Here is a 25,500-nt window from a genome sequence, read left to right on the forward strand (position 1 = left end):
CACCACGGTCCCCCCGCTCGATTCCTCGACGGCTTCGATCGATTTTCCCTCGCCGGCGTCGATGTCCTCGGCAGCGACATCCTGGCGGTACTCGAGGAGGTCGTCAATCCAGTCCTGGAGGGCACGTAAGTCCGCGTCGTCTTGCTTCGGGATGCCCTCGGCGAGGTACTGCGGCAGTGAATCGGGAGCTGGGGGTCGGGTTGGCATCTTCTTACCTAACAATACAAACTATAGGAGAATAAATGTTTGGTAAGATTTGAGAACTACCCTCCGGCATTTCCCGAGCAATCATCAACGAGAGTCTCTGAACCGGCTGATTATCGCAAATACAGTAGCTTCGGAAAGTTCGGTATCCGACCCTCCACCGTTTCCGGAGCTTTCTGTGTCAAGTTAAATAGTCACGATAGACATCAGTAGAAACCAGACCAGGCCGCGTTAGAGCAATCATCACGGAATGGAGCCGAAGGACAGAGACACACCACTCTTGCAAGTGAAGCCAAAAATTCGAGGTGGGGGGTACGAGTGGAGACAATAAGCCGATAGAGATACAAACAGCGATTCCAACACGAAGAGGGTTTCTAGGACGGAAATGACCAGTATTAACCACCCGAAAATGTCAACGCTTTAGTTGAAATTGTGGACTGTTGCTACAGTTACTACTACTAGTCTAGTGTTTCACTTGTAACAGTGGTGTGTGTCTGTGTCCTTCACTTGAAACAGATGTAGGGGTGGTTTTATATGGAAGACGTGAGAAAGCGGTGACATGCGGCGATTCGAGCGGAAGCAGAACATCTTCCGCAACAAAGACGCCCTTGGAGAATCCTACCAGCCTGACCAAATCGAGGAGCGGGACGAGGAGATCGAGGAGTATATGGACGCTCTCCAACCTGTCATCGACGGGTGGGAACCGAACAACATCTTCCTCTACGGGAATACCGGCGTCGGGAAGACCGCCGTCACCGACTACCTTCTCGACAGACTCCGAGACGACGTCGCAGAATACGACGATATCGATCTCTCGGTTATCTCGTTGAATTGCAAGACGCTGAACTCTTCTTATCAAGTCGCCGTAGAACTCGTGAACGAACTCCGTCCTGCTGGTGGTGAAATCAGCTCGACCGGCTACCCCCAGCAAACTGTCTTCAAGAAACTGTACGAGGAACTTGAGGCGATCGGGGGAACGATTCTAATCGTCTTGGACGAGGTCGACTCGATTGGTGACCGGGACGAATTGCTGTACGAACTCCCGAGAGCTCGAGCGAACAACAACCTCGACTCAACGAAGGTCGGTGTCATCGGGATCAGTAACGATTTCAAATTTCGCGAGCAGCTGGATCCTCGTGTCCAAGACACGCTCTGTGAACGAGAACTACAGTTTCCGCCATATGATGCCCCTGAACTAGAGAATATTCTTGAATCCCGTGCTGAAATCGCGATCACCGAGGGTGCTGTTGAGCAGGGCGTATTGAACTTCTGTGCGGCTCTCGCTGCTCGCGACAGTGGAAGCGCTCGACAGGCGCTTGATCTCCTCCGATTGGCCGGCGAGATCGCTGAAAATCGTGAAGCGGATCTCATCGAACGTGACCACGTCGAGGCAGCTCGATCCCGCCTCGAACAGGAACGTGTTGAGGAAGGAATGCGTGAGCTAACGACGCACGGGCGTCTTGCACTGTTAGCGGTCATCTCGAAAGCTGCCAAGGAGGAGACGCCGTGCCGAACGCGGGAGATTTACGAGGAGTACATCACGCTCTGTGATTCGTCTGGAACCGACTCCCTCGCCCAACGATCCGTCCATAATCATCTGTCTGATCTCCGGATGCTCGGGATCCTGTCAGCCTACGAGAACCGGAGTGGTTCCCGGGGGAACTACTACAGCTACGAACTTGACGTCCCATTCACGAGCGCGGTTGAGGCGATGTCCGACGTGCTTCGGTTAGACAGCGAAATAGAGACGATTCGGGAAATCGCGTCAATAAATAACGTGGCATAGACACACCACTGCTGCAAGTGAAGTCCGCGACGTAGAGCGATTTCTCGTGTTCACTTGCAAACGTGGTGTGGTCAATTCTGTCGCTGTTCACTCGCAATCGTGGTGTGGTTCACTTGTAACAGTGGGGTGTGTCTGTGTCGTTGAATCGATATACAGGAGGGTGACTGCTGATTCACTTGTAACAGTGGTGTGTGGTGGGGTGTTGACAGCAGTAATCCGTTACTGCCGAGTCTTACTAAACATACTCCGTAGTGCTCCAACACGTATGTTTGGTAAGTGAACCGAACCCCTCTGTGTTGAACCACGCGGCACACGACGGTAGCCTGGTACAGGTTTGCATCGGCTGTTCCTCCTCACAACTACTAATTCGCCTGCGAATCGGTATAGAATTCTCGTGCAGAGTCAAAGCCGGTGAACTCCTCGATCCGGGCTTCGAGAGCTTCAATTTCGTCACGAAGTTCTGCGGCTTCCTCGTTCTCACTGGCTGCCAACTGGTCTTTGAGCCCTTGCAGGCATGTCTCTTTCATGTCGCCGTCGACCTCGGCTTTCCGAACGTAGGCCCGCTCGTCGATGTCGTAGACGTCCTCTTCGCGAAGATCGGTTACCTCAAGCGCGTCGCCGACTTTGTCGGAATCATCGACGCCGAGTTACCGTATGTCCTTGTTGGTGGATGAGCCATTGCGGCGTTCAACGGAAGCGGGTTCTCGGACGGTAGGCCGCCACGACGTCCGGGTATACTTGTATAGGCGGGGAGTAGCAACTGTCATGGCGGACGACGGCGAGCCGGTACAGAGCTGTAGACTGGATACGGAAGTGGATATTCCGAATACGCTCGGGGCCGCTGGGATCGAGTATCTCGATGTCGACGATACCCGGACGATTGTGATCTACCAGAGTGCCGTTCTTATGGTTACGGCTACTGATGGGCAAGCATCGACTGCTCGAGCGTTCGATGTCGCACTCTGGGAGCCACCGGTGGAAGATTCTGATCGCAACCCTGTCGACCTTCTCACGGCGTTTATCGATGAGGTGGTAGCCATAACGGACGCAGCCCGTCGGTGAAACCCGCCAATCTGTGTGACTGAGATTGGTTTGAGCATCGCAAAATTGGACTGAGCTGTTCGCGACGGTGGTCCGAGTCTTACCAAACAGACTTATTCTAATGTGTTAGGTAAGATACGGCTTACACAATAGGCAGTCAAATAAGAATTTTAACTGTTACCGGATTACTGGTAACTACTAGATGTACGAGGTACTCGACGATACGGCGGCACAGACTATCCTCGCCATCGAGAGTGGTGATTCCATCCGCCGTGTCGCCCAACACCTCCACACGCCCTACGAGACGGTGCGACAAGCCGTCAACCGGCTCGAAGACGCAGGCTACGTCACCTATGACGACGGCCTCACTGTCGTCGACGAGGGCGTGCGCGATGCAGCCCGCGAACTCGTCGCTGCCAGCGCCGGCATCAGTTCACCCACCATCGAGGAGGCCTACGTCATCCCACAGTTCGGTGACTGGCCGTTCGCGTTCACACGGGTCGACGCCGTCTACGTATGGACCCAAGGCGGCTACCAGGTCGGTCGCGAGCCTGACGACTATCCGCTGTTCCTGACTGTCCGTGACCAAGACGTCGACGCTTGGGAGGCGTTCTTCGAGTCCTTCGATCTCCCGACCGCATTCGAGCGACAGTCCCGAGAGGAGCTGGACGGACCGTTGCAGATTGTCTTCGATTCACAACCGTCACTCGACATCGAACACGTCGAGGGGTACCCAGTGATCCCGAGAGACGAGACGATCGAGTATATGCGCGAGCACTACGCCCACTTCCAGTCAGCGCTGGCGATCTTAAATCGGATGTACGAGAATCTGGATCTTGACGTTGCCTACGGTGAACCCGAGCGCAGTCAGTTATAACGGAAATCGGGCGAGATTTAGTCCGTTCACAGAGCTAAGTGTTGCTTGACTAATGAGTCTGGACGACGCAGTCGAAGAAGCTCTCGCGACGTACGGGATGTCGTGGAGCGAAGAGGCCGAAGAGGCAGGCCGAACAGTCGCGACCCTCCAGGATTAGCACACACTACGTACTACAATGACTCCACTCTTCACCTATTGCTGTAGCCAGCGGCTTACGCGGAATTCAGGTACTGATTGGCTGGGTACTCAGCTTGTGTCACTTTCGTTCGAGCGGTGCGCCGAACTTTTCGATTTGGCGGCCGCTCTCCATAATCGTCGATATATTCCTTGATGTAGGTGGCAACTTCGTCGACGACGTCGGCGTCAGCACACTCGGCGACGTTCATAAGCGTCGTCTGATACCCCATTTTTGCCATGGGTAGTCCCTGCTGTCCACCGATCACCTCGTCGTTGATCTCTTGAATTTCGTAGAGGTGTCCCTTAATCCGCAACTCCATATCTCGGTCCGTGATTTCGGGTCGCATGGGCATATGTTGGTAGCCTCGTGTTCACCACGATATCCCGGACCAGTGGTCTCCGGGATTCCGTGGCTTGCCTATGTTGGCAATCCCTTGATTGCTAGCATAGGCTATACTGGGATTCGCAGGTAAAGGCTTATCGGCGTTCGCCGGCTAAGGAAGAATGAGGACGCGGACCAGGCCCGCTGGGTTGAACCCTCGGGACTGATCCGGTTAGGGACGTGGGGTAGTGGCCCACGTCCTGATGACGTCCGATCCTACGGCGCAATCGTCTCCAAGAGATATCTTCGGAGTTGTTGCGACTCGAGCATCTGTACTGTATTTTCCCACTGGGAACTCACGTCGAACCCATCATTATCGGGGTGTCGCCCTTTGATCCACGCCGCGACGCGAGTCCGTTCAAGTGCCCCGTAGTCACCTCCGACGCCGCGGATTCGATAGAATGGGACGGGAGATACCGATGGCTCACGCCAGTTTGTATCGAATCGCACAACTTCCTCGGGTAGCGTATGAACCTGCTCAGTTCCTTCGTCGATTACGTTTCGGACGTAGCCCGCGATATAGTCAGCCGCTGTGACCTCAGGATACGTGAGATCCGCTTTCGGAAGCCCAGTCACGTATACACCACCAAACGTCGACTGAAACGATCCGTCGAAGATCTGAGATGCTTGCGTTCGGAGATGGGCTTGGCTATCGCCATACATACTCGGTGCCCCATCCGGAATCAGGATTGAATCACCGCTGAATTCGTCCACGGATGTGATCGTCTTTTTTGCGAGAACACAGACTGCCGCTGCCTTATGATGGATCGACTCCTGTGACCGCCCAACAGCCACACTCCACGGAATCGATTCCTCGGTCAGCGACTCGATAAAGCTATGCACTCGCTGATTTCGTTCAGCCGGTGTCGCATTTTCAACGAGCGTCTGTGATTTCGCTTGCCACGGGGCCAGATTATGCTCTAAAAGCAACTCCGCGAGCCGTTCACTATTCTCACGAGGACACCGAACTACTGCAAGGGCAAATGGTTCTGGTCCAACTACTCGACCAGACTCATCCACGCCAATGACATGCTCAACCCGTGTTGTATTCCCCGAGGACTGATCGATTACCTGAACTGATCGCACTGTTCCATCACACTCGACATTATCTCGTTATTACCAACCGTAGACAGTCACCGTGCTTGAAACCACCGTAACCGTGTCGGAGTCCCCCAATTTAGCCCACGCTACTCCCACGACTATCGGCTATTACTACCTCTTGATTTTCCCTCCTTCAGGAGTTGATATTACCTCGTTCTGGTCGTCCAAGCATAGTATGTATGAACGTCCGATTCTGTGTGTCGAAAGGTCAGTCCCCTCCTCGTCAAGCCGGTAGAGATAGCTGTTGAGTGACTCCTGATCGATATCGCGTTGCTCGGTTGGAATTTTACCTCGCCACTGTATTGCCGCTCAACAACGGTTGTGACCCGATCCGAAAGCCGATCCATATTCCCGTTCACGAGTCGGTTCACTCGCTGTTGGACCGGTTCGTCGTGCAGGCATTTCACTTGGCTCAATGAATTATCTCTCCACTTTTCTCGCTCAAGATGTGGTAGTTATATTACACTGCGTTTGATTCACTTATTTTAGAAAAATGAAAAATCGGCCTTCTGATGGGCTCATCGACGAATTACGAAGCCGACTCCCCAAAATCGAAGAGAAAGTCTACCAGAAATTCGACGACGAGGTGAACTTCATCGATATCGCTGTCCAGCAACTCGACAATATCAGTTGTTCGGTCGGTTCCCAATCTGCCCGTATTCAGGTCAAAGAGCTTCACCAATCGCCGTACGTCACGTTTGACCGACCGGAATATGTGCCTAATACAAACCCCGAATTGGGAGATCTCCTCTATATCTTGAATTTCTTCGAATCGGGGCAGGTGGTTGAACGCCGCGCATCAATTGCTCAGGCGAAATTCAAGAAAGGAAAATACGGCAAGCGAACAGACCGCGTGTGGAAGCCAGATCTGCACCAATTCTACTTGCTCGACAACCTCCCAGACTTCGAATTTGTCTGGAAAGATGCTGACGAGACATTCTCGATCGAAAAGGAAAACAAAAGCTTGACTACCTACATTTTCGCCAGCAACTTCCTCCCACCGTTCTTTGAGACAGTTGATCGCTCGAAGTGGTACATCTACGACGAAGAGTCCGATCCTACGATCTATACACTTCCACGTAAAGAGCCATGGGACGTGAATGAATACTCGAATCGACTCATCAGTATGGTCAGGCGGCAGTATGGTCAACCCTTCGAGTCTGGCGATGAGCTCGATAGGATGCTTCGATATATGTTCGAAGAGCAGCGGGACGCTACGTTCACCTCTGGTAGGAGTGAAAACTCCCTCGTCGATGACTCAGGGGATCCAATTACAGACGGTGGGGAAAATGAAGCCAGTGGCCCCCCGATGAAGGTGATTTTCATCGATATTGGATTAGACACAGTTGCTATCGACCCAGACAATCCCGATGATGTCGAACTTGACGATCCAGGGAACCTCTATGCGTTAGGCCGAGAGCAGTTGCGCAGGGTTGAATAATCAGGTAGCAATTATTGGCTCTGTTGAACCTCTCTTGCTGTCTTGCGGTTTGCCGAGAATCTAGTCTTCAATTGGAACTATGTGATCTACGCTGAAGAGTCGATCTCCTGAATATCAACTCTGATGGGTTTCAATAGAGTCTTCTGGATGAATTTAGAACAGCTGTTCGCGAATCTCTGTACCGTACTCAAGTGTTTGGTTGTCAATCTGTTCATTGACATCCTCGATGGACGCATCCTGAGATACAATTAAATCAAGGTACTCCAGGATGAGATCTGCATAGAGTTCGCGAGCACGGATGAGGAACGTGCTAGCAAGGAATTCCTCGTCTTCGACTGTAATCCACTCACTATCGCTCGGTTCGTCTGGGAGTGTTGTATCCTCGTGAACGACCTCGTTCCGGTAGTCATACAGCGTTCTGAAGAACTCCCCTGTCCGCTTTGACGGCCAATTCCGAGCGTTCTGCTCACCTAGAAGCACTGCCGTCCGCACACCGAGCCGGTATCTGTTTCCGCCGGGAGAGCCACCTTTCAGCACGGTCGTTTCGCAGCCGACGACGCAGTCGACTAATTGATCCTCCAGGGACTCCCGGCTGAACATTCGCTCGAACCGAGCCAGCGGGTTCTGAAACTTGTCATGGCCGGGTGCGATTCGACGTCGATGATCTTTCCACAGCCGAGGGATCTCCAGGGCACGATCTTCAGCGATATGCGTTCTTGTCGTCGAACTCGGACACTCGAATTCGAGCTCGAAAGTGACTGGTGCCGCAATTCCACGGTACGTTTCCCAGCCTGGAACTACGTTGTAGCCCTTCTCGTAGCCAACAGTCCCCATCGGGCAGAGAAGCCGCAGACACCGACGAACGCTCGTTGCAAGATATTCGACCACATCGGTCAGTTGTTGCCAGGGATAGACATCGGCCGGTGTGACGTCGAAGTCGGGACGTTCCCAGGGGGAGATTTCGGTGTCATCGATATCGCGAGCGATATCCCGATAGGGCCGGCGTCGACGGAGGACGATTTCTAGCGCTGCGTTCGGGCCGCCTGCATCGAGCGTCTCGACTGGCTCGAGGACGCTCGTCCCCGGGGCTTCGTGCGTCGCGATTCCGGCTTCCTCCAGACGGTCTAAGGGACGAATCCGGAGCGTGTCAACGGCGTATGGTCCCAGATAGTCCGGACTACCCTGGATCTCCGTTTCGAGGTTGATCGTGATGTCTGGCTCGATGGAGGTGTTCTTCAGAACGAGCAGGAATCGGGAGTACTCGCGATCGGTGAACCGGGGCTCGAACTGCTCCTCGAAGGCGGTTGCGAAGGCATCCTCGTCAAACTGAAACTCGCCGGCGTAATTCAACACGACACCGACGAACTCGAACAGTCCCCGTTCGATAGACTCGATACGGTTGGCTTCGGATAACTGATCGTCGTCGGGGGGATCCAGGAGCTGATCATAGATGAGCTGGGACGCCTCTGCAAATTCCCCAGCATAGAGATTGTCGAAGACGTCCTTGTCGTCGAAGAAGTCACCAGGGACAGGAACCGTGACCTCCTCAGTGTTCTGCATAAACCCGCCAGTACTCAGCTGATGGAACGTCCGTGTAGGTGGGTCGACATCCACATCGGAGTGCCGTTCGATGACGGCACGGACTCCCTCTTTGATTAGCGGGCGCACATCAGCGCCCCACTCAGGTGGCATTCTATCGAGGACCACTCTATCCTCCCACTTAGTTGCCCGTTAGACCGGCTGATTCTCATCCGCCGTGTCCGTCGTGTCATTATCGACTGACCGCTTGGGTGACTCGTCCGATACTTCCGAAATTTCTCGATAGAGGTGTAGGAATACGTAGCTGAGACCACACACCCACGCTGCGAACACAGCTATCGAGCGCACTCTCGCTGATCCGAACTCGGTTGCTAGTCCCAACACCCGAAGGAGGTACGCGAGCGAAGGCACAACGACCGCCAGGAGAATCGCGATCACACTCGCTTTGAGAGTTCCTGTTACATTCGCTGGGTCAAGGGCTTCGTATCGACTCACGAGTCGCTGTCGTTCGTCGGTGAGTGCTTCCCGTCGACTCCGAAGCTGGAGCCAGCGGCGATGATTTCGATTGTGCCGTCTGGCGCTCTGGATGTCGGCTTGGACGTTCGCCGCCTGCGACTCCTCTGACTCGCGATAGAACTTCCGTTCCGGCGAGAACCGAGGCTTTTCGACATACCGAGGCTCGTCAATACTGTGGGTCTTGTCCTCGATTTCGGTCTGTTCGCTGTCGAGGCCGCGAAGCTTGGCGTCGATCTCCTCGAGCCGGCGGTTGATCCAGTGACGTTCGGCCTTGAGATTCGAGAGGTTACTGACTAAGAGGGCGGTCAGAATCCCGATAAAGACACTTGCCGAAGTAGCAAGTGCGGCGTAAAAACCTGATAGCATACGTTCGTAGGTGAGGTGTTGGTCCCCTGTCGGTACAGGAATTTATTACGGCGGCATTTAAACACCTGCTAACATGCCGAAGGCGGATCAAAAAACAGTCTCACAGGTCTTCTCGGACGCAAAATTACAAGTCCCACTCTATCAGCGCAGCTATGCTTGGGAACCGCAGCAGGTCGAGGACCTCCTGAACGATATTGACTACGTCTATCGCCGGCGCTACGGCTCTCCGAACGCTCGTAGCGTGACTACTGCCTCATCTGATGCGGACAGCAACGACACGAACGGGAATTCAGACGTCTACCACTACTTCGGGACGTTGGTTCTCAACGCGAGAGGCAAGCAGGACATGATGGGATCGGAGTGGACCGTCTACGACATAATTGACGGGCAACAGCGGCTCACGACGACCAACGTCTTCATCGCGTGTATCGTGGAGGAGCTCGAGGCGATCGCGGATGCATTCGATGCTGCGGGGCTTGGCAAGGAGGATCTCCCGGAAGGTGTCGTCCGGCTCCCCGGCTATCTCGCGACGAACTACACGGAGAACTATCTCAAGCTTGGCGACCGGAAGGAGGGCCGCCATCTCGAGCCCGGGGAACTCACTGAAGCAGCGTATGCAGAACTCATCATCGACCAAGGTGAGCCACAGACGATCCTTGACGATGACGAGCGGCTTGTCCCGGAGAAGAAGCTGGCCAGAGCGAAAGAGATCATCCAGAAGTGGATCCGTGAGAAGCGGGAACTCTTCCTCGGTGATGAAGACCTGGGACAGGCTACGGAAGCAGATCTTCTTGAATACTATACGGCCATCAAGCGGTATACGGGTGTTCTCACCTCCCAATTCAAACTCACCTCCCAAGAGGTCGAGAGCACGGACGAGGCAGGTCGGCTCTTCGAGGCTGTCAACGACCGAGGGCGGGATATCACCCTTGCCGACAAGGTCAAATCGTACCTGATCTACGTCTCCGGTGAATTCGACACCTTGGACTCGGAAGCGGTCGCCCGTCGATTCAACGACGCCGTCGAAACAGTAGCCCAGTACGCCACCGATGATGACGATATCGACCAACTGGTTCAGTTCCACTGGGAGCTCTTTACGGGAGAGTACAAGAAGGTCCGCAAGAACCGATCTGGCCCGACGCCAATCCACCGGCGTATCAAGGAATCACCCCGCCATATTCCCCTCGAACGGGATCCAGAAGAGGTCGCGACGTGGGTCAACAACTACGTCGATACACTCTCGAGCGTCTCCAAGTCCTACGTCCAAGCGAATTACCTCGACGTTTTCAACCGGCAAACCGACGTCTCGCCCCAGGTTCAGGCTCGCGTTAAGTCCCTTCACAACATCAACTTCTCCAATATCGCGCCGCTCATCATCGCAGCCATCGAGCGATACGATGCTGACAGCCCGGAGTTCGCGCGGATCGCAACGCTCTGTGAGGTCTATTCGTTCCGCGTCTACCAGGTCGCCAAACGATCGCAACGGACCGCACGCCGCGAGTTCAAGGAGGCAGCACACCGGCTCTACGCCTCCGAGTTCGAGGACGGTTTCGTCGAGGACCTGTTCGGTGAAGCAGTCGTTGACCCGCCCTACGAGAACCCAGCTGTCGCCGTCGACGAGGTGACGGCGTATCTCGACAATTACATCGGCCGGCACTGCCCCGACAACGACTTCGTCGAGTACCTGACGCGGTCGGACATCATCCAAGGGAGCGACACCCGGGGCTGGCCGGGCTTCTGCAACAAGGGTGCGATCCGGTTCCTGTTGTTCGAGTACGAGAAGCACCTTCGCCAGGAGAAGAACACGGATACGTCGCTGAAAATGCTCCCCAGCGTGATGGACCTCGACGAGTTCACGATCGAGCACATCGCGCCGCGAACGCCGGAGACCAGCGCTGCGGAGCTTGAAAATCACGAGGAGAACGTGAATCGGTTGGGGAATCTCGCTCTTCTCGGGCCGAAGGATAATCCGTCAGCGTCGAACGACGATTATGCGACAAAGTACGAGGAGATCTACCAAGACGCGCAGATGGAGATTCTTGGTGACGACCTCCCAGCTCCAGCAGTGGGTTGGGACGTCGACGCGCTGGACGCACGAGCGCGGGATATCGTGGCCTTCGCGCTCGAACACTGGAGTGGCGAATCGGCGGCTGTCGTTACGATGGCACAGGGAAGTTCCGACGCAGCTGAGGAGGCAGCCACTGATCCGAGGACGGACACCGCGTTCACCATCCGTGATGATGCACAACGGACGTATGCGGAGGACGTCGACGCGGATCCTTCGCGAGTGAAACTCGTCCGGCAGGGTGACGCGGATATGCCGAGTTCCGGCGCCGATGGGGTAACCGAACTCCCACAGTGCTCCTGTGGCGCGCTCTACACTCGCATCTCCGATGGAGAGGATGACACAGAGATGTACGAGTGCGTCTGTGGGTCCTCGCTAGAAGCTCCGAATCTCGCCGGGATCACTCGGTCGATACTCGGGGACTGAGCATCTCAACTCCTTTGAGAATACGTAGTCCTGCGTCGTTACAATTTTGATGGTTGGGTGGGGAGTCAGTTAAACAATGAGTGCAAAAGAGGCGAAGTTCCATGGGATCCTGTACACTCGTCTTCTTGACTATGTTGAAGATAATGACACTCTTTTCGATGAGCCTGTATCAGAAAAAACAACTGAATCGGGTTTTGCGGATATCTACGTTCCATCTGCTCTAAACGGTGAACTGGTTATTGAAGTCAAGCGGGACGACATTTACCCTCGTGATAAGGAGGTCATCAAGCAGGCACGCGAGTACACAGAGGATTTGGATGCAGATTTCTTCGCCACGTGTAACTCGAATGACCTGTTCCTCTTCCACTACCAAGGGGAGATCGAGGTCAGCGACATAGACTTCTACTACTTCAATCTCCGAGATGTCGACTTGTCTGAGGCGATTCCGCAGCTTCTCGGGGTTGTCGAACACGTCCATGAAGCGCAATCGCTGCCGGATCAGACCGAGCGCGAGCGTATCGTTGGGGTTCTCCGCTCCTTCCACAGCTCGATTTGGCCGACATACAAGGGATTGGCTCGCGAGAAGTATGGGAGCAACGAGCGGTTCACGCAACAGTTTGACGAGTGGGTGCAGGAGAACGACTACACGGACCTGGATGAAGAAGAGCAGTACGAGGTAGCGGGAAAGCAATACGCCTATCTGCTGACGAACAAGGTGCTGTTCTACGAGGTCATCCGCGAAAAGACGAAAAGCACGTACGATCCCGAGGTGGGCGAAAGTGTGGCTGAGATCGAGACGGAGAGCGGATTCGAGCTTGATCCGCTCCACGGGCACACTACCCTCGAGAACCTCGAGAATCACCTCCAAAACCAGTTTGAGACGATCATTAAGGAAATCGACTACGAACCTATCTTCGACGATGGGGCGAGCCTGTTCTCTGATTTCCCGCAGAATCGGAAGACACTAACGACTCTGCAGGACTTCTTGGAGAACATCGAGGCGGAGTCGATCACGCGGCTGGATGAAGACCTTCTTGGGGAGATTTACGAGGAACTAATTCCCGCGGACGAGCGGAAGATGCTCGGCCAATACTACACTCCGCCGAAAATCGCCGAGACACTTGCGTCGTGGGCAATTCCTGACCGTTCGAATGATGGTATTCCGCGTGTTCTGGATCCTGCGTCGGGGAGTGGGACATTCACCGTCGAGGCGTACCAGCAGCTGGAACAGCTGCCCTCGCAGCCCTCTCATCAGGAGATTGTAGATCATCTCGTCTCCATCGACATCAACAAGTTCCCACTTCATCTCACTGCGCTAAACGTCGCCTCGCAGAACGTCAGCGAGAAGACCGACCGCATCCACACGCACCACGACAGCTTCTTCAACATTTCACCGGATGTTGACGCGCTCTTCAGCTCAAAAGTTCACGCGGAGGCTGACGACGGGGAGGTGGGACTGTTCGATGCGGCCATCGGTAATCCGCCGTACATCGATCAAAGGCGTCTGTATCCCGACAAGGAACACTTTCGGAAGCATCTCAAACAACTTGGGCCGGAGGGATCGAATCCGTACTACGATGGCGATAAGCGGTTCAGCAAACGGTGTGACGCTTATATTTACTTCATCACTCATGCCACGCAGTTCCTAAACGACAACGGGCGGCTTGGATACATCGTCCCGACAAAGTGGATGATGACCGGGTATGGTGAGGAATTCCAAGAGTTCCTTCACGACTATTACAAGATTCGAGCCGTGGTGGCGTTCGGGGCGCGGGCTTTCGAGGACGCATTCGTCGACGGTGCGCTGCTGATGATCGAGCGGTGTGACGACGAAGAGGAACGTCGAAATAATGTGGTCAACTTCATCCGGATTAAGGAGGAGATGGATGCCGAGGACATCGTTGATACCGTGGAGTACGAGATCGACTTGGATGGTAGTCGTGAGATGATGGTGTTGACGCGCGACTCGTACCGGACGGTTGCTGTGCGCCAGGAGTACTTGATGGAGCGTGAGTCGTCCAAACTCGGTCACTTCCTCTCAGCTCCGCAAGAGTTCATCGAGCTCCTCGAAAATCCGCATACCACCTCGCTGAAGAATCTTCTCCGAGACTCCAGTCGTGGCGTGACGACTGGTGACAACGACTTCTTCCTAATTGACGAGGAGGACGCCAAGTCACGCGGGATAGATGAGCGGTTCCTCACTCCTGTGATCCGGTGGATCAAGCAGATGGAGCCCCAAACGAAGCTTACCGAGGACTCCACGGACGTGTATCTTCTTGACACTCATGACTACGTCGAGGAGGTGAAGTCGAGTGGGAACCTCCAACAGTCGGACTTGGAGGAGCGCGTGAAATCTCGGCTTCGTGAGGACGGGTATACCGCTCTATGGGACTATATCCGAGAGGGGGAAGCACAAGGTGTCAACGAGAAGCGGACGTGCGCTGCCCGTGACGTATGGTTCGATGTTGGTGAGTTGGAACGTGCTGACATACTCCATCCGAAGGGATTCAAGTACAGACTGTTCTGTCTGCGCAATGTCGACAACATCGCGGCTAACAACCGCCTATACCGTCTCCATCCAGCACGCGGCGTAGACACGAAGGTGCTGCTCGGCGTGTTGAATTCCACCGTATACCAGGCCGCCGTCGAAACGCTCGGGCGTAGCGAGGGGCGCGGAATGCTCGAACTGTCCAAGGGAGACCTAGTGAGTTTACCCGTCCTGGATGTTCGGCAACTGGACGACGATCAAAAGCAGGCGATTAAGGATGCATTCATCGAGTGGGAGTCCGGTGTTGAGGGAGCACAGGACGAACTTGATGAAGTAATTCTTGAGATTATGGATGTCGAGACGGACGTGGACGAGCTTCAGGAGATTCGGGAGGCAGTGACGCAGGAACGTAACGACCGGGGGACCACGTCAGAGGTGATGGTCAGTCGCGTGGACACGTTAGAGGACGTTGGCACCCATACATTTACTGTTGGCACGGAAGCGGAGGAAGAGGCCGAACTCAGCGACTTTATGTGATGCCTGAAGTAGTGAATGTCGTCGCGTCGGGGGCGTTGGGCCGTGAATTGAACATTCGAGCCGTTGGTGAGGATATCGACGCTAACGAGGTGAAGTCACAGACGGGTGAATACAAAACGCCGACTGCCTACATTCGGGAACACGAGGATGGTCCCCTCGTTACCGTGTACGAGTCTGGAAGCTACCATATCTCGGGTGCAAAGTCCGTGGAGGACGCTGAGGGGGCGCGGGATTGGTTTATCGGGGAACTGGAGAGAATAGGTGTTGAGGACGTGGAGGTCACGTTTGCGGTGAAGAATGTGGTTGTCGTTGGAGATCTAGAGAAAACGATTGATTTGAACCGGTTAGCTATCCAGTTCGGTCTTGAACGGGTGGAGTATGAGCCAGAGCAATTCCCAGGGATGGTTTACCGACCAGACGAGATGGAGAGTGTATTTCTAATCTTCTCATCGGGTCGGGTGGTTATTCCAGGTACGTCAACGGTTGAAGGAGCGTTTGATGCGTTCAACTGGCTGGTAGAGCAGATTGGGGCTGAAAAACAGATCTAATGAGGGGTAGATGTATCAAACCGGCGGATGTCCCCGACCACCCTGTCGATTGTTCCCCGCATTCTTCAGCACGTCTACGATGACGACCAGCAGGCTAGCGACAATCAACAAAACTACACCAAGTGTGAAGCCGCCGTTAAGGAAGATCGTAGTTCCGAGCCACCCTACGCCATACACGGCGACTCCGGCCTTGTCGGCCCACACGTACGCAGCGATGATTGGAGCGACATAGGCAATGAAAAAGTAGGCGATACCCCATGCAGTAAAGATCGTACCGAGGTCTACGAGCGTCGTCTCTGGATTGAGGGATTGCTGAATGGCAGCGAGTTGGGTGAAAATAACGACCACGATTTTGTTAACGAACGCGACTGCGATTCCTTCACCGAACCCGGCGATGATGCCAGCGGCGGAAGCGGGATCTGGTTCTTGACGGGGCTGTCCGTATGCCATATCAGGCAGAGGATGCGTTCACGAAATCCTTGTAAGTGAAGTACGCGCTCAGGGTGATGAGAAAGCCGAGGGCGTCATTAAGCAGAATCGTAGCCTGCGGATTTTCCCAGAGATGGAGGGTGAATATTCCGAGAGGGATATCATAGGCGAGGAGAATCCGGGGAACAATGATCGTGAGTATCCCGACAACTGCCCAGAACTGGTAACCCTTCAGGTCTCCAAGCGGGTTGCGGACGTCACCTGCCATTATTTGTAAGATTAGAGTTTGTCTATTAATAGGACTTTCCACGTTCAGCTTCATATCACAGAACTACGTGGTGGGTGTGAGAAAGCATATATGAGGGCAATTTATGACTGATTGGAATTTGAGGGAGTCACTTCAAGAGTGGTCTCATAATCTAACTGTTCGATATACTGCTTTCATCGTCGCTACAGCTGCGGTGGTCGCGACGCTGACTGCTCTCCTCAACCCGGCTGTTCAGACCGAGAATATCAGGGCGCTACTGACGACGTTAGCGACGGCAGAAGCCTCCGTTCTGGCAATCGTGTTCTCCGTGACAGTCGTCGCCCTACAACTCGTTGTGACGCGATATTCGGCCCGCCTCACCTCACTGTTCATCAAGGAGCCGTTGTTCCGTACGACGTTTGCGCTCTTCGTTGGCGCTATTGCGTTCAACCTGCTGGTCGTCTATCTGCTCCCGATACAGAACAGCCGCCTACTGAACGCAGCCGTCGGAATCGCGTTTGCGCTTGCTGCTGTCTCCACGTTTGCGCTCTACCAATTCATCCAGCTGATGATCCAGCGCAGCTCGCCCGACGATCTCATCTCGGTGTTGGTTGAGCGGGAACTCGCACCCGACGAATACCTTCCAGCAACCGCAACGGAATTCACCGAAATCGAGGTCCATCCGATTCGGCCACTGTACCGAACGATTGCTCGGGCGATCGAGCTGGGTGAATACCAAACCGCAGAACAGGGGATCGACGGACTTCGGACGGTTCTCACCCGGACGTTCGCGTACCTCGAGAGCGAGTACTCCGAGGAAGATGCCGCGCAGTATGCTTCGGCTGTTTCGACTGAGGTCCTCACGGAGTATGTTCCCTCGATCTTGGAGCAGGCATACACCCACGAGCAATACGACCTGGTTTCGGAGGCAGTCGACGATGTCGAGGCGGTCGCTCTCGACGGGCTCGACCGTGGCTTTACTGACGTCGCCGAGGACGCTGCTGAGGGACTTGGAGACGCGTTCGATGCGGCGCCCTTGACGTGGGAGGGGAATCGGCTTCGGAGCCCGGTGAAAGAGTCGCTGGTCGAACTTACGAAAGCCACAGCCAGCGATGCTGAGTATACGACGTTCATGTCGGTATCGCACCATCTGGATCATCAAATGGCTGTTCTGCTCCGACGGCGACCGGACGCGAACGTCACAGACCGGCTCGTCGGGGACTACTACAGCCGAGAGGTGGGCGAGATATTCGAAGTCCTCGTTGACCGGTACGGCGACGACGTGCAAGACCAAGATATCAATTGGATCTCTCCTACTGATGGTCGAAAGTGGACGCTCCCTGATGAGGCGGAGCCACTGCGACACGTCTGGCGCGAGTATGTCAGCTTTACGCAGACCGTTCTCCGATATCGCGTCTCGGAGGAAGAGTACCCGTTTGTCGAGGGGTCAATCGACGATGGCTGGAAGCGAATCACCGAATCTGCTGCCGATGCTGGGATAGATGGCCTGGCAACGCTGTGCTGTAGTACGACGATCCAACTTGCCTATCGTGTTGATCAGCTTGAGGACGGCCGTCTCGGGATGTGGACGAACAACCTTGGGCTCCTAAGGCGGGATTACGATCCGACAATCGTTGACCGGGCATTTGCGCTCCTCAAAGCGGGTGAGCAGCCGGAGGGACGCAACATCTCCGTTCGAACTTTTGATCCAACCTCAGATGATACAGACGAAGGATTCATCGAACGGGTTTTCGGAACTGAAGAGGAAGACACACCATTCGAGGAGTGGCTCGTTGAGTTCGAGGAAGACGTCCACGAACGAACGGAGTACCTCCGGGAGCGAGAATGACCGACCACCAGTTCGAGGAGGGTGACCGTGTGCGAATCGATATTCCTGATGAGACGGACCCGGACTATGACCGGCTCCACGGGCGGCACGGCGAAATCGTCGCTATCTTAGAGGACGACGCCGGCGCCGTCACGGGTGATGATCGTGACGCCGTGCTGTACCGTGTTCAGCTGGACGACGGGACAAAAACGGATGTTCGGTGGCGCGATCTTCGGCCACCCTGAGGTATCGTTTCACGTTATTATCCAAGCGGTGGTTGTATTTGGACAACACACTCTTACCAAACTTTGCGTCTACAATACACTGCTACTGTTTGGTAAGATTTTGTCGGACCGCCCCAAATTACCAGCTATATCGACGACTCGCAGTCGAGAGCCGCGATCGAATATCTACGTTTATGTGAGAGATGGCTGAACTGGGCCGTATGGCAGACCTGATTGTCAAATCGGCCGTGAAGAAAGCACTCGACGACAACAACGTCTCCGCAGACTTCTACGAGGTGCTGGACGACGAAGTCGCCGAACTGCTCGACGACGCCGCACGACGGGCTGAGGCGAACGACCGGAAGACGGTCCAGCCGCGCGATCTGTAGGCAGGTACTACTACTCCGCGATAGAGCTAGGGGTCTGGGTCAGTGACTCGGAGAGCCCCATCAACTTCATAGAACCAGCCGGAATCGAGTAGCCGTTCGACAGCATACTCCGCATCGGCAGGCTCGGATGGGAACGTATCGTGAGCTAACAGTCGATCATATGCCTGCTCCTGCGAGAGCCCACCTTCTCCGTCCTCTATCTCGGGGACGAGGATCTCGTAAGCGTCTTCGATCCAGTCTGGGAGTGAGCGCGGTTCATTTGTCCACATTTCCCATCAAGCTCGGTTATTCCGTGTCTGGTGGTTCGTGCTGAATCCAATTAAGTAGTCTTCCTCTGTGCATCCGTGCCGGCGTGGCGGTTCGTTACTCCGGCGCCGTCGCAAGCCGCGACTGTAGGTGTTCGTACGGTGGCTCCATGTCGAGTCGATCGAAGAATGCATCGGCGAACTCCAGGCTCGTCGTTACGCCCCATGCTGCACACCCGTGACTCAAACACTGATTCGGAAAGAACGGTCCGGTCATCAGCGGGTTTCGATCGAAACCCTTGGTCTGGAGTCCACGAGCAACGCTAGTTGGCGGGTTCGCCAGCTGAGGATGTGCCTGAACGGAGTCCGGTTCGTGGTGCAGCAGGTAGTTTCGGAGCTGTTTGAGAAGATACGCGTCCTGGTACGGTTGGGCTCCCGTATCGAATCGTTGCGAGCCATCGAGGTCCAGCGCTAATTGGAACTTCTCAATCGGGGACAGCCCATTGAGAAAGTCGTCGACATGGGCATCGAGGACTTGGACTTTCCGGCAGAACGCTGGGTCCAACTCCTCGACGCGCTGGCCGTCGTCACAGATATCAGTAAACAGCTCGAGCACCGTCGATTCCAGAAAGGACACGGAACTAATGAGCGACGTGATGACGTGTGACTGGTGGGTTGTCCAGACCTCGTCGCGTTCCTCTGGCTGGTCAGGGAGGTCGTCTGTATGTTCTGCTTCGAGTTTCCCTGCCTCTCGTGCGAGATAGGCTGCTGAGAGGATGTGATTATGTGAAAAGTACGACCGGAGATTGATTTCTATTGAGTCATCAACGCCGATAGATTCGGTGAGTTCGATCGAGTGGTTGGTACCGTTATCCTCAGCCATTTCTACCGCTCAGTTCGTCGCTGGGTGCCTTGAAACTACGTCGCGAGAGAACCGGAGAACTGTCTTACTCAGCGACCTGGTCTACTCGTCGCTGACGCGCGTCGGAATTTCATTCGCAGTGAACCGGGCGTTCGCAGTCCCACAGTTCGGACAGTCCTCGAGATACGCACACACCTGAATCGAGGCGGCTAATACCCGGTGAGCGCCGCAGATCGAACACTCGAACGTCGTGACGTACTGCACTGGCTCTGCGGATGTCCCTGTGCCCGTATTTTCAGCTTCCGAATCGCCTGTCGTCACACGAACTTCCAACGTGTTCCCCGACTCTTGCAGTCCATCGTCGAGCAGCGCTGCAAGGTGATACAGCGATTCACTGACTGGTGAGCCGTGCTCACCGGTGTGGTGTTCGTCAACGAGCCAGTCACGAACGGTCGCGGCGGCTGTCCGATCGATCTTGAACGGCTGGGTAGTGTCCATCGTCGTTCGACCTCCACCCCCCGTGGGCACGACAAACCTACCGAGTCAAGTATGGGGTACGGGAGGATCAGTAGCACTCACTCGAATTTCGTTCGGCGATTCCCACCCTTGTCGACGATCCAGCCGTAGAAGTTTGCTCCCGTCTGGCCGGCACTCCGCCTGAACGCGGTATGTTGGTCATGATCGTCGTCTGGATCCGTTTCGATCTCGACGATCCGCGTCCCGCCACGCTTTGTGGCATACACGTCCGGACGATGGCCGTTGATTGCCGGTGGCGTTCCGAACCCATGATCTGAGATGTGATCGGCTTTGATATCCCATCCTTCTCGGTCGAGTTCCCGAGCTTCTGCCAGTACACCTTTGTCGTGAGCCTTCTGCTCTTCTCGGCTTCGGTGAGCCATGCTAATCGTTTTTCAAAGATTGTCTTTTAACCACTCTACTGTGTCGTCGCTGAATGTTGTTGCCCAGCGGCCACTCCCTGAGTCGGGCATCTTCGTGACCAATAATTGGTCATCGCTATCAATATGATCTTGTAGATTATCTCGAACATCTGAGGCACTGCTGGTACTCGTTGATACGAACCAGCTCGATTCTAATATGTGGGACCACCCTGAGTAGTCCTTGATAGCTTGATATAATTCCTCATAGTCTTTGACGTCCTTGAGGTCATAGCTGATCAAAAATACCGACGACATGGCTACTGATTGTCCGTATCGGACCCGAGCGCATCACCGTGATAGCCACATTCCGGGCACTCAAGAACGACACGACGTTTCTCTTGTCGCTCCTTCGTGATTGATCCGCCAACGAGTGCGCCGAGGGTCCCACCGATGACGGTACCGGCCGGCCCGGCAATCGATCCGACAGCTGCACCGCCGGCTGCACCGGTGGTTGTGCCGGCGAACGTGGCGCCGGTTGCGTTCTCTACCTCTTCGGGAGCGAGGATCGTTGCAACGGTCGCGTACGGCGAGTCGCACGCTGGGCAAGGGAGGTCGTTGATGTCGATACTGAGGTCGTCTGTGGGTGGCGTACTCGTCATTGTGTTTTTCTACGCCGGTTTAGGCCCGCTGGCGCAGGGGCCGTCACGCACTGGTCGAGACTCCAAGCGGTTTTCACCATTTGGTCTCGATATGGTGCGAGCGTAGATTCCCGGGGTCCGCCCTGCCGCCTTACAGCGGTGGATGCAGGCGGATGCAACAGTCACGGTGGGTGATTTCAACCCATTAGAGACACTTGTCTGGCGACATAAAAACTCTCGCTCAGCGGGGTGAAAGTGGAACTACAGACAGGGCTACGGCTACTGGAGATTCTGGAAGATGGGACCAAACAAGTGTCCCACCGTGGCTGTTGCATCCCGTCCTCGGAATCATACGCGATTAAATCCATCGACACATGGCTGTCTGTATTCGTATGAAGAGAGGTTGTGGCTGCGCGCGCAGCGACCGCAGGGAGCGAGCACGGAGCGGTGGGTGGGGCGGCGGGGCGTCCACGGGCGGTGGTCGCCACTAAAAACGGGGGAGCGCCCCGCTCAGCGGAGGGTGTCCCGTTCTTCCTCGAGGCCGACACCCGGGTCGTCGGTGCCGTGTTCGGCTTCGTAGGCGTCGACGAGCTCCCGACTGTACCGCGCGATCCGGTTCCGGGACGTCGGCACGATCGTGCTCGCCGCCGCGGCGACCTGTTCCTGGGTGAGGTACTTGCGCGAGAGCAGCCGATCCGCCGCGTACAGCGCCGACGCCGCGACGGTGCACCGTGGCGTCCCCGGCCCGACCGGCACCTGGTCGCCGAGTTTCATCAGGTGTTGGGCCAGCCGCCACGTCTGGATCGCTCGCGCTCCGGGGATCGCGTCATCATCGAGCGCGTCGACAACCTGCATCACGGCGTTGGGCCTGATGAGCGGCACGTCGAACCCGCATTCACACCGGATCTTCCGTGCCGCAGCGCACACCCGCTCGTGGGGCGCTTTGGTGTGCGTCGCGACTGCGATATCGATCTCGTCTCGGTCGACCGATGAGGCCCGTGCGGCCAAGAGGACGGCGCCGCCGGCGAGTGCCTCCCAGGCCATCCGCCCGCCCGGCAGCCGCGCTTCCGAGGCGCTCCGGAGATGACGGGCCGCCTGCTTGATGACGTGGTCCGGCAGGCCCAGGTTACCGCCGATCATCTCGACATCCCGCAGCCCCTCGTTGAGCCGCTTCGTTCGCTTGCGCTTCTCGCCGAACTGCATCCGCTTGTGCCACTTCCGGAGGCGCTGGACCTTCTCCCACTGCTCGTTGCTCAGGGGATTACCCCGACCGTCGGTGTTCCGCCCGATCTTTGTGTGCAGGCCCTTGTCCGTCCGCAGTGGATCCACCGTCTCGATGCTCTGGTCAGCGTCCCCGACTAGGCCCAGGTCGTTCAGCGTCGGGCTCAGGTCCACCCATTCGTCGGCGACGATCAGCCCGCAGTCCGTGCAGAACGACTGCTCGTCTTCGGTGATCACCTGGCCCTCACACTCCGGACAGGCCGACCGCCCCGACGGTTCGTGTTCGACCGTCGGCTCGTGACCGCGTTCCTCGGTGGTCGTACTCTGTACGTCCGAAACCGTCTTTTCGCTCGCGTTGTTACTCGTCATTGCAGTATCCCGAAGGCGCTCACCACAGCGCCCGACTCCCCGTGTTCCAGCACGGGGTTTCCTCGACGTCACGACCGACAGAGCCGTCTGCGCGCTCTCGCTCGCGCCTTCGCGAGCGCCCTCCTGGGCGCGAGCGAGAGCGCGCCCGCACGGAGAGACACAACCAGCGCCGCGCGCCGACCCGCCCGGAGCGAGCGGCCAGCGCATTCCCCGTTCGCCGCGACGCAACTACGTCCGTCGCGGTCGGCGAAGCCGAGGTCCGCAGGACCCGAACGGGTGAAGCGCTGGCGTCGAGGGCACATTCACTTTAGCCCGGCAGTCCGCCCGCTACTGCAGGCAGACCGCCCGGAATGGTCGGTCGCGAGCGACGCGGAGGGCGGCAGCGGCGAGCGGCGCGGGCCGTTCGGGACACACCGGACAGCCGATGTCGTCGATGAGGAAGCAGACCACTACCTGGCGGACTCAGAAAGGGCGAGGCCGCCTCGGTCGTCCCCCGATCCCGCAAGCACCGCAGGAACGAGGCGCGCAGCGGTGGTCGCGGGATGCCGAGCGGCCGAGGGCTTTCGACGATGATGCTTTACAATTACAGGCTGGTTATCGGCACCCGAATGTCTGGCTTCTATGATGCGATTATGTCGCGGGCCGCGGACAGTGAGTACATCGACCCCGAACACGTCTGGCCGCTCGGGATTGGCTCCATCGTCGTCATCGTTGCGCTCGTCGATGTCCGGGCCCTGGACCAACTTCTGGCGTCGCTTGACGGATTCACGCAGCTACGACAGTTGCTGGTGATGGCACTGAAGGGGGTTGCCGCCGGGATGATTACGCACTTCGCCTACAGTACGAGCGACATCTCGTTTCGAAGCCGGCAGACACTCCAGAGCAAAGAACAGGCGCTCCTGATCATTCTCGGCGTCGGTGTCGGCGCCGGCCTCCTGATTGACGTCGTCATTCCCCAGCTGGTGGAGCCCTTCCCGTTCGTCGTTGTCCAGACTACCGGCCTCCTGCTCGTAGTCGGTATGTGGTACCTGCATCTGCTGATCGAGAATTGGAAGCTGTCGAACGAGTGGCCCCACGTACTGAGTGGCCTACTCATTGCCTTCGGCCCCTATGTCTCATACCTGTTGTAGGACAGAAACGGGAGATATTGCGGTAGGTGGCCGTGTTCGGAGACTATAGGAATTACTACAGGCTTCGCTAAACCAACGCCACCGTCGATACAGTCGCAAGAAACAGGCTACCCATCGTACCGGAAGTCACGATGTTCGTTATCGATGGGGGCGGGATTCCCGACCTCTTCTGCAAGGCTCTGGAGTTCAGAGAGAGTCATACTGTCAACAGGTTCGCTAGTTCGCATCCGTAGCTCCCTCACCAAGTTTTCTCGATTGGCAGGAACCCAATTGTCGCCGAAGTAGTATCCAAAGATCTCTTCGGTCCAGTAATTATCCTCGACATCGTCACGGGTTGCTTCAAAGTGATCGAGCCTACTTCTGACATGGCCTTCGGATACGTCAGAGTCGATGTTATTGGTGACTGCCTCTGCGTCGAACCAGTCATCAGGACTGGCTTGGAGAAAGTCGATGATCTCAGAGTCTACGGCCGCCATAGTGTCATATTATACACTGGTATTTAAATACCTTTTAGTACCGAAGTGAAAGTGAAAATTGCGGGCAAACGGACCACACTATGAAATTCTGAGCTCAAATACGAACTCGACTACTCCCCGAGGCGTTCTCGAACTTGGGTAACGTACGGACTGGTGTCCCAACTTCGATGTGGGCTGATCACGGAGAGCAGCGTCCGCGCCGCTTCGTCGGTTAGATAGCCGTTTCGTGCGTACTCACTGATGAGTCGCGGTGTCGGCACAATTCGTGGTCCCTGTAGCACCGCGTGGATGAGCGGGAAATTTGTCCCGCCGAACTCGTCGGTGAGAAAGCCGTCGACGTCACGTGTATTCGCAAGAACGATCCCGTCGGTTTCACCGTCGTCGAGGCCGAACGTCGGCCGCGAGTCTGGGGTTTCCGCACGCTCGTAGGGATCCTCGACGGTGTAGAAGTCACGAGCTGCGAGCACGTTCGTCGCTGCGGCGCCGTGGATATCCTGATACTGGGTAAGATCCTGAAGTTCGGCGACAACCTCCGGGGGCACGAACACGTCACAGGAGGTGAGCAGATACTGGAGCGGGTCGGGCTCGGTGGCAGTATCGTACGTGTCGTCGGCCCGCGGTACGGCCAGACTGACCAGTGCGCTCGTGTCAGCGACGATCGTCCGCAGTCGCTGCTCACTCATCACTCGTCGGCAGTAGTGTCGACTGTCACCGCGTCTCCACCATAGATGTCGACGTCCTCAGGGGCCGCGAGATCGAGTGGCTCGTCGTCGAGGTCCGCCTTGAGCAGCCGCAGCCGCTGAGCAGTTTCGGCGCCGACAAGCTGCTTGACAGTCTCGAACTCCATCTGGTCGTCGTAGTACTTCGTCGCGACCAGCTCTTGGAACGTCTCGCTGTCGGCGGTCTCTTCGATATATTCACGGATAGCCTCGACAAGCAGGTCCGTCCGATCCTTATCGAAGAGGTCGGCAATTGCGTCAAGCCGGTCGACGAGATACTCCGGGGACTGGAAGTGGACGCGTCGCGGCTCGTCACTCGAACTCATCCTATGTGCATATCTTGCACATAGA

The 25,500-nt window shown here is 56.0% G+C and carries 26 protein-coding genes and 1 pseudogene; 12 read left to right on the plus strand and 15 right to left on the minus strand.

The annotated features are described in order from the left end of the window. Positions 1-207 (minus strand): annotated as a pseudogene (locus tag GRX01_RS17730) (hypothetical protein); the annotation flags it as partial. A gap of 556 nt (positions 208-763) precedes the next feature. Between GRX01_RS17730 and GRX01_RS17735 the strand changes: the two are divergent. From GRX01_RS17735 to GRX01_RS17750, 4 genes are all read left to right on the plus strand, one after another. Further along, positions 764-1,990, plus strand: coding sequence for an orc1/cdc6 family replication initiation protein (locus GRX01_RS17735; RefSeq protein ID WP_159670916.1), 1,227 nt, complete (start codon positions 764-766; stop codon positions 1,988-1,990). 293 nt (positions 1,991-2,283) lie between these two features. Further along, a complete protein-coding gene (locus GRX01_RS17740; RefSeq protein WP_159670919.1) occupies positions 2,284-2,664 on the plus strand; it encodes a hypothetical protein in 381 nt (126 codons plus the stop codon). Positions 2,665-2,755: 91 nt separating this feature from the next. Beyond that, positions 2,756-3,052: a hypothetical protein gene (locus GRX01_RS17745; RefSeq protein WP_159670921.1), complete on the plus strand. Its 297-nt coding sequence runs from the start codon at positions 2,756-2,758 to the stop codon at positions 3,050-3,052. A 181-nt stretch (positions 3,053-3,233) separates the two neighbouring features. Further along, positions 3,234-3,908 (plus strand): RNA polymerase subunit sigma-70, encoded by a 675-nt coding sequence (locus GRX01_RS17750; RefSeq protein ID WP_159670923.1) that lies wholly within the window; start codon positions 3,234-3,236, stop codon positions 3,906-3,908. Between the two features lie 212 nt (positions 3,909-4,120). On the opposite strand, the gene GRX01_RS17755 is transcribed toward GRX01_RS17750, so the two are convergent. Next, positions 4,121-4,405, minus strand: coding sequence for a hypothetical protein (locus GRX01_RS17755; protein ID WP_159670925.1), 285 nt, complete (start codon positions 4,403-4,405; stop codon positions 4,121-4,123). 1,749 nt (positions 4,406-6,154) lie between these two features. Between GRX01_RS17755 and GRX01_RS17760 the strand changes: the two genes are divergently transcribed. Beyond that, on the plus strand, positions 6,155-7,009 hold the full coding sequence (locus tag GRX01_RS17760) for a hypothetical protein (RefSeq protein ID WP_159670927.1): 855 nt from the start codon (positions 6,155-6,157) through the stop codon (positions 7,007-7,009). A gap of 153 nt (positions 7,010-7,162) precedes the next feature. On the opposite strand, the gene GRX01_RS17765 is transcribed toward GRX01_RS17760, so the two are convergent. Both GRX01_RS17765 and GRX01_RS17770 read right to left on the minus strand, forming a co-directional pair. Next, complete coding sequence (locus GRX01_RS17765; RefSeq protein ID WP_201289647.1) at positions 7,163-8,716, minus strand: hypothetical protein; 1,554 nt, start codon at positions 8,714-8,716, stop codon at positions 7,163-7,165. Positions 8,717-8,740: 24 nt separating this feature from the next. Beyond that, positions 8,741-9,430, minus strand: a complete 690-nt coding sequence (locus GRX01_RS17770) for a hypothetical protein (RefSeq protein WP_159670929.1) — start codon at positions 9,428-9,430, stop codon at positions 8,741-8,743. A 73-nt stretch (positions 9,431-9,503) separates the two neighbouring features. Here GRX01_RS17770 and GRX01_RS17775 point away from each other — a divergent pair, with 73 nt between their 5' ends. From GRX01_RS17775 to GRX01_RS17785, 3 genes are all read left to right on the plus strand, one after another. Continuing rightward, a complete protein-coding gene (locus GRX01_RS17775) occupies positions 9,504-11,921 on the plus strand; it encodes a DUF262 domain-containing protein (protein ID WP_159670931.1) in 2,418 nt (805 codons plus the stop codon). Between the two features lie 76 nt (positions 11,922-11,997). Continuing rightward, positions 11,998-14,946: an HsdM family class I SAM-dependent methyltransferase gene (locus GRX01_RS17780; RefSeq protein WP_159670933.1), complete on the plus strand. Its 2,949-nt coding sequence runs from the start codon at positions 11,998-12,000 to the stop codon at positions 14,944-14,946. Beyond that, a complete protein-coding gene (locus GRX01_RS17785; RefSeq protein WP_159670935.1) occupies positions 14,946-15,494 on the plus strand; it encodes a TATA-box-binding protein in 549 nt (182 codons plus the stop codon). Before GRX01_RS17780 ends, GRX01_RS17785 begins: the two co-directional genes overlap by 1 nt. A gap of 15 nt (positions 15,495-15,509) precedes the next feature. Here the strand turns inward: GRX01_RS17785 and GRX01_RS17790 are convergent, their stop codons facing one another. After that, complete coding sequence (locus tag GRX01_RS17790; RefSeq protein WP_159670938.1) at positions 15,510-15,944, minus strand: hypothetical protein; 435 nt, start codon at positions 15,942-15,944, stop codon at positions 15,510-15,512. 1 nt (position 15,945) lies between these two features. After that, positions 15,946-16,191, minus strand: coding sequence for a hypothetical protein (locus tag GRX01_RS17795; protein WP_159670940.1), 246 nt, complete (start codon positions 16,189-16,191; stop codon positions 15,946-15,948). Between the two features lie 103 nt (positions 16,192-16,294). On the opposite strand from GRX01_RS17795, the gene GRX01_RS17800 reads away from it, so the two are divergent. The 3 genes from GRX01_RS17800 to GRX01_RS17810 all read left to right on the plus strand — a co-directional run bounded on the left by GRX01_RS17800 (position 16,295) and on the right by GRX01_RS17810 (position 18,611). Further along, complete coding sequence (locus tag GRX01_RS17800) at positions 16,295-18,019, plus strand: DUF2254 family protein (RefSeq protein WP_201289648.1); 1,725 nt, start codon at positions 16,295-16,297, stop codon at positions 18,017-18,019. After that, entirely contained in the window at positions 18,016-18,243 is a 228-nt protein-coding gene (locus GRX01_RS17805; protein WP_159670942.1) for a hypothetical protein, read from the plus strand. The genes GRX01_RS17800 and GRX01_RS17805 overlap by 4 nt, the downstream gene beginning before the upstream one ends. A gap of 200 nt (positions 18,244-18,443) precedes the next feature. Continuing rightward, positions 18,444-18,611 carry a DUF1931 domain-containing protein gene (locus GRX01_RS17810; protein WP_159670945.1) on the plus strand — a complete coding sequence of 56 codons (168 nt, stop codon included), beginning with the start codon at positions 18,444-18,446 and terminating at the stop codon, positions 18,609-18,611. A 363-nt stretch (positions 18,612-18,974) separates the two neighbouring features. Here GRX01_RS17810 and GRX01_RS17815 read toward each other — a convergent pair whose 3' ends face one another. The 6 genes from GRX01_RS17815 to GRX01_RS17835 all read right to left on the minus strand — a co-directional run bounded on the left by GRX01_RS17815 (position 18,975) and on the right by GRX01_RS17835 (position 22,824). Then, positions 18,975-19,739, minus strand: a complete 765-nt coding sequence (locus GRX01_RS17815; protein WP_159670948.1) for a hypothetical protein — start codon at positions 19,737-19,739, stop codon at positions 18,975-18,977. 81 nt (positions 19,740-19,820) lie between these two features. Beyond that, positions 19,821-20,216, minus strand: coding sequence for a hypothetical protein (locus GRX01_RS17820; protein ID WP_159670951.1), 396 nt, complete (start codon positions 20,214-20,216; stop codon positions 19,821-19,823). Positions 20,217-20,293: 77 nt separating this feature from the next. After that, entirely contained in the window at positions 20,294-20,617 is a 324-nt protein-coding gene (locus GRX01_RS17825; RefSeq protein WP_159670954.1) for a hypothetical protein, read from the minus strand. Between the two features lie 12 nt (positions 20,618-20,629). Then, positions 20,630-20,911, minus strand: coding sequence for a CRISPR-associated protein Cas2 (locus tag GRX01_RS19660; RefSeq protein WP_394351402.1), 282 nt, complete (start codon positions 20,909-20,911; stop codon positions 20,630-20,632). A 2-nt stretch (positions 20,912-20,913) separates the two neighbouring features. Beyond that, a complete protein-coding gene (locus GRX01_RS17830) occupies positions 20,914-21,255 on the minus strand; it encodes a glycine zipper domain-containing protein (RefSeq protein WP_159670957.1) in 342 nt (113 codons plus the stop codon). A gap of 489 nt (positions 21,256-21,744) precedes the next feature. Continuing rightward, positions 21,745-22,824 (minus strand): transcription initiation factor IIB, encoded by a 1,080-nt coding sequence (locus GRX01_RS17835; RefSeq protein ID WP_159670960.1) that lies wholly within the window; start codon positions 22,822-22,824, stop codon positions 21,745-21,747. Between the two features lie 569 nt (positions 22,825-23,393). On the opposite strand from GRX01_RS17835, the gene GRX01_RS19290 reads away from it, so the two are divergent. Beyond that, positions 23,394-23,954 carry a hypothetical protein gene (locus GRX01_RS19290; RefSeq protein WP_233741111.1) on the plus strand — a complete coding sequence of 187 codons (561 nt, stop codon included), beginning with the start codon at positions 23,394-23,396 and terminating at the stop codon, positions 23,952-23,954. Positions 23,955-24,061: 107 nt separating this feature from the next. Here GRX01_RS19290 and GRX01_RS17845 read toward each other — a convergent pair whose 3' ends face one another. From GRX01_RS17845 to GRX01_RS17855, 3 genes are all read right to left on the minus strand, one after another. Beyond that, positions 24,062-24,430: a hypothetical protein gene (locus tag GRX01_RS17845; protein ID WP_159670963.1), complete on the minus strand. Its 369-nt coding sequence runs from the start codon at positions 24,428-24,430 to the stop codon at positions 24,062-24,064. Between the two features lie 110 nt (positions 24,431-24,540). After that, complete coding sequence (locus GRX01_RS17850) at positions 24,541-25,113, minus strand: hypothetical protein (protein WP_159670966.1); 573 nt, start codon at positions 25,111-25,113, stop codon at positions 24,541-24,543. After that, a complete protein-coding gene (locus GRX01_RS17855; RefSeq protein WP_159670969.1) occupies positions 25,113-25,475 on the minus strand; it encodes a hypothetical protein in 363 nt (120 codons plus the stop codon). Before GRX01_RS17855 ends, GRX01_RS17850 begins: the two co-directional genes overlap by 1 nt. Positions 25,476-25,500: the final 25 nt, after the last annotated feature.

Origin of the sequence: Halobaculum saliterrae (assembly GCF_009831625.1) — an archaeon.
Classification (GTDB): Archaea; Halobacteriota; Halobacteria; order Halobacteriales; family Haloferacaceae; genus Halobaculum; species Halobaculum saliterrae.